The sequence below is a fragment of the uncultured Megamonas sp. genome (assembly GCF_958438645.1).
GTDB lineage: Bacteria > Bacillota > Negativicutes > Selenomonadales > Selenomonadaceae > Megamonas.
In genome coordinates, this window is record NZ_CAUBSM010000002.1 from 160,035 (window position 1) to 174,304 (window position 14,270).

General features: G+C 30.7%; 14 protein-coding genes and 1 tRNA gene. 3 read left to right on the forward strand and 12 right to left on the reverse strand.

The window, feature by feature from the left end:
* Window positions 1-28 precede the first annotated feature (28 nt).
* Complete coding sequence (locus Q5I67_RS02745; RefSeq protein WP_302486285.1) at window positions 29-1,585, reverse strand: gluconokinase; 1,557 nt, start codon at window positions 1,583-1,585, stop codon at window positions 29-31.
* A gap of 233 nt (window positions 1,586-1,818) precedes the next feature.
* On the opposite strand from Q5I67_RS02745, the gene Q5I67_RS02750 reads away from it, so the two are divergent.
* Window positions 1,819-2,670 (forward strand): MurR/RpiR family transcriptional regulator, encoded by an 852-nt coding sequence (locus Q5I67_RS02750; RefSeq protein ID WP_302486286.1) that lies wholly within the window; start codon window positions 1,819-1,821, stop codon window positions 2,668-2,670.
* A gap of 136 nt (window positions 2,671-2,806) precedes the next feature.
* On the forward strand, window positions 2,807-3,646 hold the full coding sequence (locus tag Q5I67_RS02755; RefSeq protein WP_296899037.1) for a YitT family protein: 840 nt from the start codon (window positions 2,807-2,809) through the stop codon (window positions 3,644-3,646).
* A gap of 108 nt (window positions 3,647-3,754) precedes the next feature.
* Here the strand turns inward: Q5I67_RS02755 and Q5I67_RS02760 are convergent, their stop codons facing one another.
* The 9 genes from Q5I67_RS02760 to Q5I67_RS02800 all read right to left on the reverse strand — a co-directional run bounded on the left by Q5I67_RS02760 (window position 3,755) and on the right by Q5I67_RS02800 (window position 11,020).
* Window positions 3,755-4,579 carry an undecaprenyl-diphosphate phosphatase gene (locus Q5I67_RS02760; protein ID WP_296899039.1) on the reverse strand — a complete coding sequence of 275 codons (825 nt, stop codon included), beginning with the start codon at window positions 4,577-4,579 and terminating at the stop codon, window positions 3,755-3,757.
* 146 nt (window positions 4,580-4,725) lie between these two features.
* Complete coding sequence (locus Q5I67_RS02765) at window positions 4,726-5,700, reverse strand: ribose-phosphate pyrophosphokinase (protein WP_296922571.1); 975 nt, start codon at window positions 5,698-5,700, stop codon at window positions 4,726-4,728.
* A gap of 133 nt (window positions 5,701-5,833) precedes the next feature.
* Window positions 5,834-7,204 carry a bifunctional UDP-N-acetylglucosamine diphosphorylase/glucosamine-1-phosphate N-acetyltransferase GlmU gene (gene glmU / locus Q5I67_RS02770; RefSeq protein ID WP_296899045.1) on the reverse strand — a complete coding sequence of 457 codons (1,371 nt, stop codon included), beginning with the start codon at window positions 7,202-7,204 and terminating at the stop codon, window positions 5,834-5,836.
* A 263-nt stretch (window positions 7,205-7,467) separates the two neighbouring features.
* Entirely contained in the window at window positions 7,468-8,154 is a 687-nt protein-coding gene (locus Q5I67_RS02775) for a GntR family transcriptional regulator (protein ID WP_296899047.1), read from the reverse strand.
* A 13-nt stretch (window positions 8,155-8,167) separates the two neighbouring features.
* The gene (gene ispE / locus Q5I67_RS02780) at window positions 8,168-9,037 is read right to left on the reverse strand and encodes a 4-(cytidine 5'-diphospho)-2-C-methyl-D-erythritol kinase (RefSeq protein ID WP_296899049.1); all 870 of its coding nucleotides are present in this window, start codon (window positions 9,035-9,037) and stop codon (window positions 8,168-8,170) included.
* A 198-nt stretch (window positions 9,038-9,235) separates the two neighbouring features.
* Window positions 9,236-9,580 carry a metal-sensing transcriptional repressor gene (locus tag Q5I67_RS02785; RefSeq protein ID WP_302486287.1) on the reverse strand — a complete coding sequence of 115 codons (345 nt, stop codon included), beginning with the start codon at window positions 9,578-9,580 and terminating at the stop codon, window positions 9,236-9,238.
* A gap of 12 nt (window positions 9,581-9,592) precedes the next feature.
* A complete protein-coding gene (locus Q5I67_RS02790; RefSeq protein WP_302486288.1) occupies window positions 9,593-9,781 on the reverse strand; it encodes a type II toxin-antitoxin system prevent-host-death family antitoxin in 189 nt (62 codons plus the stop codon).
* Window positions 9,782-9,820: 39 nt separating this feature from the next.
* A complete protein-coding gene (locus tag Q5I67_RS02795) occupies window positions 9,821-10,051 on the reverse strand; it encodes a hypothetical protein (RefSeq protein ID WP_302486289.1) in 231 nt (76 codons plus the stop codon).
* 15 nt (window positions 10,052-10,066) lie between these two features.
* Window positions 10,067-11,020 (reverse strand): magnesium transporter CorA family protein, encoded by a 954-nt coding sequence (locus Q5I67_RS02800; RefSeq protein WP_296897463.1) that lies wholly within the window; start codon window positions 11,018-11,020, stop codon window positions 10,067-10,069.
* A gap of 375 nt (window positions 11,021-11,395) precedes the next feature.
* Here Q5I67_RS02800 and Q5I67_RS02805 point away from each other — a divergent pair.
* Window positions 11,396-11,484: transfer RNA gene (locus Q5I67_RS02805), tRNA-Ser, on the forward strand.
* Between the two features lie 138 nt (window positions 11,485-11,622).
* Here Q5I67_RS02805 and Q5I67_RS02810 read toward each other — a convergent pair.
* Entirely contained in the window at window positions 11,623-12,714 is a 1,092-nt protein-coding gene (locus Q5I67_RS02810) for a site-specific integrase (protein ID WP_302486290.1), read from the reverse strand.
* A gap of 277 nt (window positions 12,715-12,991) precedes the next feature.
* A complete protein-coding gene (locus Q5I67_RS02815; RefSeq protein WP_302486350.1) occupies window positions 12,992-13,702 on the reverse strand; it encodes a Fic family protein in 711 nt (236 codons plus the stop codon).
* Window positions 13,703-14,270 lie beyond the last annotated feature (568 nt).

Genomic DNA, 14,270 nt, shown 5'->3' on the forward strand with positions numbered 1-14,270 from the left:
CAAAACCCTCTCTCTTTATATATTTTTATTATTTATACATTCTATTTTGATACGTAGTTATGCGTGCAAAATCAGGTTGTAATTTTTCATATAAACTGCTATAGATATCAAAAAGTTCTTCATAGACTTCTTTATTTTCTGCTTGTGGTTTATATACTTTCTTCGGTTTAATTAAATTTGCAGTATCTGAGATATCTTTCATCTCACCACTGGCTATGAAACCTAAAACAGCTGCCCCAAAAGCTGCTCCCTCGCTATTTTGAGGTAAAGTTATATGTTCGCCAAAGATATCAGCCATAATTTGTAACCATAATGGTGATTTTGTAAAACTACCACTAACGCGAATATCTTTTACCTGACCAAAATCTTTTAAAGCACTTAGTACACAATTTAAACTAAAACATATACCTTCCATGCCAGCTCTAATCATATGAGAACGACTGTGATTTAAAGATAAGCCAAAAAACATTCCACGAAGTTCAGAATTCCAATATGGTGCACGTTCACCTGTAAAAAATGGCAACAACAATAATCCATCTGCTCCAGCTGGAATTTTAGAAGCTTTAAGCGTCATTAAATCATATGGGTCAATATCGATATCTTCTAAACGATGATTGCTATAATGACAGACTTTATCGCGAAGCCATCTCATGATGATGCCACCATTATTTATAGCACCACCTGCAACCCACATATCATCAGTCAAGTTATAACACCATGTGCGTCCTAAACTATCCACCTTTGGTGTTTTTGTGAGCATTCTAATTGCTCCGCTTGTACCGATTGTTGCACTTAACTGACCATCTTCGATAGCACCAATTCCCACATTTACCAATACACCATCCGTAGCACCAATAACTACAGGTAAATTTTCTGGTAAATTCAATCTTTGTGCTGCATTATCTGTCAATTTACTCTGATAAGTCGTAGATACAACAGGTGGTAATTGTGCTCTCGTTATTCCCGCATAATTTAAAATTTCTTCGTCCCAATCCATTTTATGAGCATTATATAAACCACTTGCAGAAGCTGAAGACTTATCAACTACCCACTCACCTGTCATTTTTTCAAAAATATAATCTTTTAAAGAATAGATATATCTCATTTTGGCAAATACGTCAGGATAATTTTTTCTCACCCATAAGATTTTCAAAAATGGATAACAAGAATGAGTTGGACAACATGTTCTTTCATAAAAACCTTTTACTAAGGCTTCATCTTTTTTTAATTCATTAACAATACCTACGGAACGGCTATCTGCCCAAGTTATCATATTGCTCAACAATTCACGATTTTCATTAGCCGGTGCAAAGCTATGCATAACAGTACTAATAGCTATACCAGATACATTTTTTCCTTTATAAATTAAAGTATTAGCTACTTCACGTACAACTTTTTCAATTGCTTTATATATAATCTCAGGATTTTGCTCAGCCCAATCTGGATATGGTGTTTCTAACGGATAAAATTCATCTGCACTACATAAACTCAATCCATCTTTTTGATAAGCAATCGCTCTAACTCCTGTAGTACCTACATCTACCCCAATCCAAATACAACTTCTTGTATTACTAAAAGCCAACATTAAAACCGCCCTTTCCCTAAATCATTATAAATAAACTGAAAAATCATTAATTTATGTAATTTCTTTATTTACTAACACAAGCAAATTATAACAAATAAAACTTTATTATGCAATATATTTTTCATTTTATTTTTTATTTTTGATATTTTTATATCATTTTATCAATCTTATTCTATACTATCACTGTATTTTGTTGTTATAATTACATTAAGAAAGATTTTGAGGTGAACATCATGGAGACAAATACATCTATCTTAACATTAATGCGTAGCAATTATAATAATATGACGAAATCAGAAAAACGCATCATAGATTATATCCTTGCCAATTTAAAAACTGTCATGAGTCAAACTATCTCCGATTTAGCCAGCAATACTCAAAGTTCGGAAATTACTATTTCTCGTTTTTGTAAAAAATTAGGTTTTAGCGGTCTACAAAGTTTAAAAATATCCTTAGCTAGTGAAGTATTTAGCCAAGATGAATTAGTGTCTCAAGAAATCAATCCCAATGATTCCTATAAATTAATTGCAGAAAAATTATTTTCTTCTATAACTGATGGACTTCAAGACACTTTAAAATTATTGGATTTTTCTCAAGTGGAAAAGGCTGTTCAACTTATAAAAAATGCACATCAAATCTGCGTATATGGTTTTGGCAATTCTTTTACAGTCTGCCAAGATATCGAAACACGTTTTATGCGTTTTGGTATTCCTATAAAAGCCTATAATGATTTGCATATGCAAGTTACAGCCTCATCTCTACTCACAGAAAAAGATTTAATCATCTGTGTATCTCATACCGGTGCCAATATCGATTTACTCCAAGCAATTGAATTAGCCCACAATAATAATATCCCCATTATAGCCATAACAAGTTATATGAATTCCCCACTTTGTAAATTAGCCGATGTTGTTTTGCATGGTATGGGTCGCGAAATCGCCTATAAATCAGAAGCAGTTGCTTCTCGTTTGATCCATATGGCCATAGTAGATATTCTATATATGGGTGTATATCAAAAAAATGTTACAAAAAACTTCACTAATATCGAAAAAATGCGTAATGCTATTGCTAAACGTAGATTGTAATGTACATTTTTTTACAATCTTAAATAAAAATTTTATAAAATATGTAAAATAATTAAAAAAACTACTTGCTAAATGTCTAAATTGCTATATAATGATGAATATTGATTTAGATTTTATATTATTTTAGAGGTATTTTATGAAAAAGTATATTGTACAATATGCGATGATTGTGCTTGGTGCACTCATTTCTGCTATATCTTGTAATCTCTTTTTAATTCCTAATCACTTTTTATCTGGTGGACTTACAGGGATAGCCATTATTCTTCACTATTTATTTGATTTACCAATTGGTATACAAAACATTATATTCAACATACCTATTTTATATATTGCCTATCATTTCTTTGGCAGATTATATTTTTTCAATACAATATTAGGTACAAGTTTATATTCATTTTTCATTGATTTGACATCATTTTTAACACCATACACGCCACTACATAATAACCCTATGCTATCTGCAATAGTTGCTGGTGTAGTTTCTGGTATTGGCTTTGGTCTCATCTTACGTGCAAATGCCAACACTGGTGGTGCCGATGTAATCGCAGCTTTAATCAAAAAACTTTATTCTTATAATATCGGCACTATGATTTTCGCTCTAAATTGTATCATTGTACTTTGTGGTTTATGTTTATTTAACTTTGAAGTAGCTGTCTATACTTTAATCTATATGTATATCATGGGTGAGGTTGACAATAGAATTGTTACAGGTTTTAATAAACGAAAATCTATAATGATTATCTCCGATAAATCCGAACAAATAGCAGGTCTCATCATGCTTGAGTTAGGCCGTGGTGTTACTCTAATTAATGGCGAAGGTGGATATACACATACTAAGAAGAAAATACTTTATATTGTAGTAAATCTCACTCAGTTAAGTAAAATTAAAGAAATAGCCTTAAATATAGATAAACGAGCTTTTTTCATTATATCCAATGCTTCTGAAGTAAATGGCAAAGGCTTCTCTTATCACTAAAATTAAAAATAATCTAAAGAAAAAAGGGATACGATTTGATATAAATTCAAATCTTATCCCTTTTATTTTTTACTTTTTCTTTTATTTATTTCAGTTTAAATTGTCAAATTATCCTTGGAAATAAAAATATGCAAATACGATTAGACCTAAAATTATACGATACCAGCCAAATGCTTTAAAGTCATTTGTTCTTACATAACGGAGTAAGAATTTAATAGAAATAATAGAAACTATAAAAGCTACTACCATGCCCACTAATAGTAAAATAACTTCTTCAAAAGTATAATTAAAACCGAATTTAAATAGTTTTAATGCACTAGCACCAAACATAACAGGAATAGCTAAAAAGAATGTGTATTCTGTAGCTACCACACGAGAAGTTCCAAATAAAATACCACCTAAAATAGTGGAACCAGAGCGAGATGTACCTGGAACTAATGATAATACCTGAAAGAAACCTATTATCAATGCTGTTTTATAATCTAAGTAATCAACATCTTTTATTCTTGGTCTTCTATGTTTATTATAATTTTCAACTATAATGAATAAAACACCATATAAAACTAATGTAAATGCTACTACATGTGCATTCATAAAATGTTCTTCCATATAATCATTGAATGCTAAACCAATCACAGCAGCAGGAATACAACCAACTATTACTTTTCCCCATAAAGAAATAGTTTGTCTTTTTTTCAAATACGTTTTTCGCTTTGAAAATGGATTTAGTCTATCAAAATTTAAGGCAACTACTGCTAAAATTGCACCCAATTGAATAACTACCAAAAACATATCCATAAAAGCTTTACTTACATTTAAAGACATAAATTCGTCAACTAAAATCATATGACCTGTACTACTTACAGGTAACCATTCAGTTAAACCTTCAACAATCCCTAAAATAATAGCTTTTATAATTTCTATGGTAAACATAAATTATAAAAACCCTCCTATATTTATTATTTTCATTTTAATATATAACCCCAAACTGAATTTACAATGAAAATCTTACTCTAAAATTTGCCCATATCCACAAAAGAGGCCTCAAAACGAGACCTCTTTTATTTTTTATTTAGTTATCAGCCTTTACCTTTTACGATATCAATTGAATCAAAAAGTTTGCTTACAGATTTTTTCTGATAAATACGAGAAATAACTTCTCCTATAGGTGGAGCCATAGATACAGAAACAATTTTGCTAGAATGTTTTTCTTCAGGTAATGGAATAGTATTTGTAATAATTAATTCTTCCATTGGAGAATCTTCAATACGTTGAACTGCTGGATCACTTAAGATACCATGAGTACAACAAGCATAAACAGATTTAGCACCATGTTTAACAAGTGCTTTTGCACCTTCACATAAAGAACCTGCTGTATCTACAATATCATCGATGATAACGCAATTTTTGTCTTTTACATCACCAATTAAGTTCATAACTTTAGCACAACCTGGCATTGGACGACGTTTTTCAATGATAGCAATAGGAGCCTTTAAGCGGTCTGCTAATGCACGTGCACGTGTTACACCACCAAGGTCAGGAGATACAACTACTACATCATCAAGATTTTTAGCTTGAATATAAGCTGCAAGAAGTGGAGCTGCTGCAAGATGATCTACTGGAATATCAAAGAAACCTTGAATTTGACCAGCATGTAAGTCAACAGTGATTACACGGTCAATACCAGCTGTAGTCATAAGATTAGCTACTAATTTTGCAGAAATTGGTTCACGACCACGAGTTTTACGGTCTTGACGAGAATAAGCATAATATGGTACAACCGCATTAATGCTCTGTGCGGAAGCACGACGGCAAGCATCAGCCATAACGAGTAATTCCATAAGATTGTCATTTACTGGTTGGCTAGTTGGCTGAATAATAAATACATCCTTACCACGAATACTGTCGCTAATCATTACTTGAGTTTCACCATTGTTGAAGTGACCTACAAAAGCATGACATAATTCCACACCGATATACTGTGCTACTTCTTCTGCTAATTTTGGATTGGCATTACCAGTGAGAATACATAATTTTGATGTATCGAAGTTCATTTTACTCCTCCTGAAATCTGTTAAAAATATAATAAATAATAATAATATATATAGAAATGTAGCTATCCTACATTGCTATCAAAATTAAATATAAATTAAACTATTATACTGATATACTAACTAAATTTCTTAGTTATTTTCTTTTATCTTTCCAACCTTCAATATTTTTCTGTCTTTCACGTGCAATTGCAAGTGCATTTTCTGGAACTTCTTTTGTGATGGTAGAACCTGCACCTATATATGCACCATTATTTACTTTAACTGGAGCTACAAGATTTGAGTTGCAACCAATAAAGCAATCATCACCTATTGTTGTACGGAATTTAGTTTTTCCATCATAATTTACAGTGATTGTACCACAGCCCATATTTACACCAGAGCCCATATCAGTATCCCCAATATAGCTCAAGTGAGGTAATTTAGAGCCTTCACCGATATTGGAGTTTTTAACTTCTACGAAATTACCGATTTTCACTTTATGTGCAAGTTTTGTATTAGGACGAATGTGTACATATGGTCCCATTTTTACATCATCAGCGATTTCGCAGTCTTCAGTGAAACTGAACATAGCTTCTACATTATTACCCATAACTGTATTTTTAAAATGTGAGTTTGGTCCAAGTTTACAGCCTTCACCAATTTTACTATTACCTTCAATCCATGTAGATGGATAAATTATAGTATCTTGCCCAATTTCAACATCAGTGTCTACATAAGTAGTATTAGGGTCCATCAAAGTTACACCCTGAGCCATTAATTCTTTATTTTTACGCTGACGAAGAATTTTTTCAGCATTAGATAATTGTTCACGAGAATTTATACCTAATGTTTCTTCATAATTTTCAGCAATAGAAGCATTTATTTTCTGTTTTTCTTTACGTAAAATGGATAAAACATCTGGTAAATAGTATTCACCTTGAGCATTATTGTTATTTACTTTTTTCAAACTAGCGAATAAGGATTCAGCATCAAAGCAGTATATACCTGTATTGATTTCATTAATTGCACATTCACGTTCACTAGCATCTTTTTGTTCTACAATCTTTTCTACAGAACCATCTAATAGACGAATTACACGTCCATAACCAAATGGATCCGGCATAAATGTTGTAAGTACAGAAGCTTTTGCACCTGATTGTATATGTTCTTCATAGAATTTTTTTAATGTCGCACCTGTAACAAGTGGAGTATCACCACATAAAACCATTATAGCAGTATTTTTATCTTTAATTAATGGTTCTGCCTGCATTACAGCATGACCTGTACCTAATTGTTCCTCTTGTAAAACAATTTCAGCTTTATCACCTAAAACAGCTTCAACTTGTTCACGACCAAAACCAACAACAACTATATTACGTGTGGAACCAGCATCTTTAGCAGCATCAAGTACATGTTCTACCATTGGCTTTCCACCTGCACAATGAAGTACTTTTGGTAATTTAGATTTCATACGAGTGCCTTTACCTGCGGCTAAAATAATGGTAATTAATCCTTCTGATTTCACCTTAAAATTCACTTTCCTTTATCGTATATGTGATGTATTTCTACTTTTACTGATGATAAATATAAAATAGAAACTTCTTGATGTTTTCATATCAAGCAAACCCCGTGCATCCCACGGTTTTCAATATATAAAAATTATTTTGCTATTACATCAGACAAAAAAATCATATATATTTTTATCTTTATCATAAAATAAAAAACTACCTATGTTTATTATATCATATCTAAATCATATCTAATAAAAATCTTTAGTAATTATTTTAATTACATATTACCGTCTTTATCTTCCATACTAAGCAATAAAGTATGTTCAGAACGCTCCATGTGATATTCAGAAGCCTTTTGTGCAGCTACTGCATCACCTTGGGCAATAGTATCAACAATACGACGATGTTCTTCCAATGTTTCTTCTAAACGACCAGGATAGGCCATGGATTTTGCACGGAAACTTGTCAATTGTTCACGTAAATTATAAATAATACCTACTAAACGATTGTTTCTACTTGCCTGATATAAAATATCATGGAATTTTGTATCAGCTTCAACGATTTTTTCCATATTTTTTTCTTTTATAGCTTCACCAATGACAACTAATAGTCGCTGTAATTGTTCAAGCTCTTCATCTGTGATACGTTCAGCAGCAAGTCCACTAGCTAGAGAATCTAGTGATGTTCTAATTTCAAAAACTTCATTGATATCTTTAATGGACAAATTAGATACATATGTACCGCGACGAGGCATCATAATGACATATCCTTCTAATTCTAATTTGCGAATTGCCTCTCTAACAGGAGTACGACTAACACCAAGTTGTTCAGCTAAATGAATTTCCATTAAGCGTTCGCCTGGCTTTAAAATACCTTTTCTTATCGCATCACGTAAAGTTTCAAAAACCACTTCACGCAATGGCTGATAACTATCTAACTTTATTGGCGTAAGTTTATTGCTCATGTTTATTCCTCCATTAAAAATTTTTTTCTGCTGTTTCTACAGCGAATACATCTGCATCAAAATCCAATTGTATTTTGCCTGCGATTTCTTTTGCCTTTTGACTATCTTCTACAATGGCAAAAACTGTTGGGCCACTGCCTGACATCATCGCAGCCATTGCTCCATAATCAGAAAGCTTCTGTTTTATCTGTGCTATTTCAGGATATTCTGGAATAGTCACATATTCTAAAACATTACCTAAAGCTTTACAAATACCTTGTAAATCCTTTTTCAACAAGGCTTTTCGCATTGCTTTATTATCAGGATGAATTACACTATTTTCAACTTTATGATAATTTTTATATACCCATGCAGTGGACACATCTACTTTAGGCTTTACTAAAACAATATTTGTCTTGGGCATAGCTGAAATTTCCTGTAATATCTCGCCTCTGCCAGTCGCTAACATTGTACCGCCCATCAAACAAAAAGATATATCTGAACCTAATTTTTCTGCCATATTACACAATGCATTAACGCCTAAATTCATTTCAAATAATTCATTTAAACCTCTAAATACAGCAGCAGCATCGGTACTACCACCAGCTAATCCAGCGGCTACAGGTATTCTTTTGATTAAATTAATCTCTATACCACTATTTATCTTATATGTATCTAAAAATAATTTCGCTGCTTTATAAATCAAATTATCCTCAGGCTTTGCTACACCTTTGACATCACCATGAAGAATAATTCCTTCTTCTGCATCAAGTTTAGTAAAAGTCAATGTATCAAATAGGTTAATAGATTGCATGACCATACTAACTTCATGATAACCATCTGTTCTTTTGCCTAAAATATCCAAAGTAAGATTTATTTTTGCATTTGCATTTATTGTTACCATTTTATTCATCCTATCAATATCTTGTACTCAAAATACATTACTCATTCTTAAAAGATTTTATCATTCTATCAATAAAAAGTCTACTATTTAGTATATTATTGTTAATTCCATCAATTCAAAAATCTTTTCTCAATTGACAAAAAAATGTACTAAAAGTACAAAAGGCAAATATTTACCTTCATAAATACTTGCCCTTCATTATTTTACAAATTTATCAATTGCCTCTTTTAATTTATCAATTGCTTCTTGGTCATTTTCCTTTACAGCTTCTACTAAACAATGTTCTATATGATCCTGCAAAATTATCTTAGATACATTTTTTATTGCTGAATTAACAGCTGATAATTGTATCAATACATCACTACAATCTCTATTTTGCTCTACCATACGTTTTACAGCACTCAAATGACCTATTGCCCTTGATAATCGATTTAACACAGCCTTTGTCTGTGTATGCGTATGTGTATGTCCATGATGAGTATGCACGGTGCCATCTTCATGCACATGAAAACCTACATTAATTTCTTTAGTATTTATATCCATTTAGCAAAAACCTCACTTTTTCTCTTGAGCATTTTTAGCCAAAAAAATTTCCTTTTGCATTTCATTAAACTGTTCCATAGACATAACCACTATATTTTTTCCACTGCTACGCTGTACAATCAAGGTTTCCTTTTCATCAACCACTTTATCAGCATATAGTGTAAATTCATTTAATAAATCAGAAGATGGTATTGCCATCATATACATCATATCCTTCCCTATAAGATATAATCGCTTATATTAACAAGAAGAAATACCTAATCTTGGATGTTTCACAGGTTTTAAACTGCGTTTACGAATAATAGTTAAAGCCTCACTCATGGAAATATCTTCACGTGAAGAGTTTTCCTCAAAAATACATATAGGATTTTTCACACCTATCTCCGAAGCAGGCATATATACATATTCTAAATTGACATTATCTCCATAGATAACACCATCACATAAATTAGCTTCTATTAATGTTCGCATAAAGACCTCTTTAAGTTAAAACATATTTTTTCGCCATAAAACAGTGGCACAAACACCAGCCAAAAATATAGCTAATATACAAATATCTAAAAACGCTAAAGGATTTTCCGAAAACGGTACTTCCACATTCATACCAAAAAAACTAGAAATAACTGTTGGTATAGCTAAAATAATTGTCATTGCAGCCAAAAAACGCATTACTAAGTTTAAATTATTCGACATTATTGAAGAAAAAGTATCCGCAAGCCTAGCCAAAATTGTACTATACATTTCAACCATCTCACGTGCCTGTTTATTTTCAATAATTACATCTTCTAATAAATCTTCATCTTCTTCATATAACTTTATAATATTTTGCAAACTATGATTAGAACGCAATCGCATAAGTTTTTCAAGCACTGCACCATTAGAACGTAAAGACGCATTAAAATAAGTCAGTGCTTTTTGTAATTCCAACAAACGCAAAATCTCTCTATTTTCAGTGGATTCACGCAATCTAGCTTCAATTTCATCAGATAATTTATCTATTTGACGAAGATATTTCAAATAATATGTAACTGATTTATACAAGATTTGAAATAAAAAGCGTGTTTTTTTAAAAGTACGAAAAGAACGATATGTTCTTTCATTAAAATCTGATATTACTGGCGTATCCTCTAAACATACTGTAATAATATAATCTGGTGTTAAAATAATGGCTAATGGCAAAGTGTCATAAGATTCAAATGTTCTCATAACTGGCACATTAGTCAAAATCATAATCGAATTATCTTCTATATCGGTATGTGAACGTTCTTCATTATCTAGTGCAGAACGCAAAAAATCAGGTTCTACTTGTGTTAAATTACCTACTACCTTTAATTCATATGGAGTAGGTGCAACAATATTTATCCATGCCCCTTTTTCTAATGATTTTAATGTCAATTCCTTTAAAGGACCTGTTTCCATGGATTTATAAATTTTTAACATTGCGATAGATTTCTCCCTTCTCTAAAAAACCTACCACAATTTATTATTCAACTAAGATCTTATCAATATTTTTATTACATAAATCTGATGAATAATTTGGTAGGTATCCACTATATTCTTTTTTATTAATACATAATTTATTACTCTCCGGATACTCGTCCATAATTATTCACCAACCTTTTTATTTTACTTTTATCTATTGCATATTTAAGTATAATTCATATAATATAACTTATCAAGCATATCCATAATGATAGTTTCCGTTTATGTTCAAAATTTTGATAAGCTTTATTATTCGTCATAATTTTTTTAAGTTACTTAAATTAATAGTTGACAAGCGTAAAAAAAAATTGCTATACTTATATAGCAACTAATGGAGAGGTGTCCGAGTGGTTTAAGGAGCTGGTCTTGAAAACCAGTGATTCCGAAAGGGACCGTGGGTTCGAATCCCACCCTCTCCGCCATTAAATAAAACGATACAGGGAAATATTTCAAAGTGTTTCAAAGTCTTGATAAATCTAGTATTTAAAGGCTTTTTAGTAGTTTGAAGTATTTCCCTTTTTTTCATTGCTTTTAAAAAGTTTGCCCCTTTTTTGCCCCTTTTAAAAACTAAGGGCTTGTAGTTTATTTTTAACTTCATTATTCATAGCATCAGTAACATGAGTATAAATACTCAATGTTGTATTAGGATCGTTATGTCCTACACGTTGCATAATAGCTTTTAATGGTATATTATACTCTGCTAATATACTAATATGAGTATGGCGGAAAATATGACTTGATATCTTTTTATCTGTAATTTTTAGTTTTCTTAATTTGCTATTGATATATTGAATATTAAAAGGGTTGCCAGTGCTATTTGTAAAAATATAGCCTCTATCTTTATATTTTTTACTATTCCAGCTGGCAAGCCTTTTATTTTCTAAAATTATAATATCAAGTATATATTTTGCTCTATTATTTATAGTAACATCACGATATGAATAAATATTTTTAGGTGTACCACGTTGTATATCTTCACCATTATGTGCAGATTTTAAAAGAGTACCATTTATATTTATTTTAGAATTTTCCTTATCATAATCTTGAACACGCAAGGCGAGTAATTCCCCACAACGTAAACCAGTAAGAGCGATAAATTCCATAGCTAAAGCAATACGAGAATTTATTTTTTTTAATTGATGCAAACATGATTTTAATTCATCAGCATTTAGAAATTTATTTTGTAATTTATGAACTTCTTTTTTTGTAGCAGGTCTTTTTTTTAATTTTATTTCTATAAAATCGCTTATATCCTGTATATATTGTGATTTTTTAGCATATTTCATTATAGATTTTATAATTACCAACGTACCATTTGAATAACTATATGATAATTTTTCAGTATAGTACATATCTTGAATTATTTTTTCTGCTATTGCTGGTGTAAAATCAATAAATAACATATCTGAAATGGCTTTTTCTATACGCTTTATATAATTTTTATGATTTATTCTTGTATCAACTTTTACAGTTGGGGCGGTATATTCTAACCATTCATTAGCAACTTGTATAAAGGTTAAATTATTAATCTTTTCAAGTTGCTTTTTTTCTGCTTTATTTATTACATCATTAAATTTAGCTTGTAATAATTCTGTAGCTTTTCTTTTGGCATGAGTTGTATTGCTGTTTAATGTAACAGATAATTTTATCATTTTATTAGTATTAGGATTTAAGAACCTTTCACAAAATTTATATCTAATACCTTTTGAGTTTATGACTTTCTCGATCCACATAATAAACCACCTTTTCAATGTATTATCTTCACATAAACCACATCTATATAAATGCTCATATAATAATTGAAAATCACTGAAATATTATATAGTTAAAATAAAAAGCATATAAAAATATGCTGGATAAATTTTATAAAGTTCTCATCATAATACAGTAAAATAAATCTGCTAGTGTTTCATCAGCATGAAGAGATTATCATAAATCAACTTCAATATATATATCATGCTCATTATTATTTGCTAGTGCCTGCAATCGAATTAACTCATTTGCTTGAAGTTCTTTGGCAAAAGCCATAAAATCTGCCATGTTTTCAGTATTTAAGCAGTTTATATATCTTTGCTTGTCGTTTACAGGTATAACAATAGGTAAGATATGAGCTTGCAAGCAACTATAAACAATTAAAGCCCTACCAACTCGACCATTGCCGTCTGAAAATGGGTGTATATGCTCAAATTGTATATGCTGACGTAAAATACTTTCTATTATTTCATCAGTATTTTTTGCCAATTCTATTTGATATTGTAAATTGGCTCGCCAATCTTCTAATGCACTAGGAACTAAATAAGGTGGTGTCGGTGTAAAATCAGCCCCAATTACTAAATTAGGTATAGTTTTAAATCTACCTGCTACACCGTCAATAGCATTATTACATAAAATAGCATGTATTGATTTTATAAACTCATTATTTATTGATGCATCATGTTTTAAATCATCAATCATTTGATTAATATAAGATTTATAATTAAGGACCTCGTTAAGTTCTCGCATATTCATAGCACGAGGGATATAATTATCAATTAAAATGCTTTTTGTTTCCCCTTGTGTCAATGTATTGCCTTCTATGGCGGTGCTATGATGTGCCATTCTAACCAGTAAATCAGAAAAGTAATCATTTGATAAATAAATTCTTTCTTTCAATAAATTCACCTCGATACAAAAAATTTAACCGCCAATACAAGCGATTTTAAAGCATAGCCTATACAAATATATCTATACATATATAAAACATCTATACAGGGCTACTATTAAAGCAATTTAACATAAAAGAATGATAAATCATCATCAAAAATAAAAGATATAAACTCATAATATTATTAAGCAAGTCCATTTTTTTATTAGATAATATTAAGGCTCAAGCTTGAGCTTTAAAAATGAGTAAACTTAATAAAGCCAATAACACATCAATCTTTTTTGATGAAATATTAGCCAGTTTCAGCCCTTTTATTTTGCTGGTGCTTATGATTGTACCTGTAAAAAGCCTTATATATTACCGCCTAAAGTATTTATCTTATGGCGGTATTTTTTTACTTTTGAGATTTTTTAAACATGACATTTTCTAGGGTTTGACTCATTTTTCTAAGGTGATAATTTGCCACTTTTACATATGTTATTCAATTATTTTTGATAGTCCAAAATTGGACTTTCAGAAATAACATATATTTTTAAGCTTATATCATGTTTATAATGTGGTGCA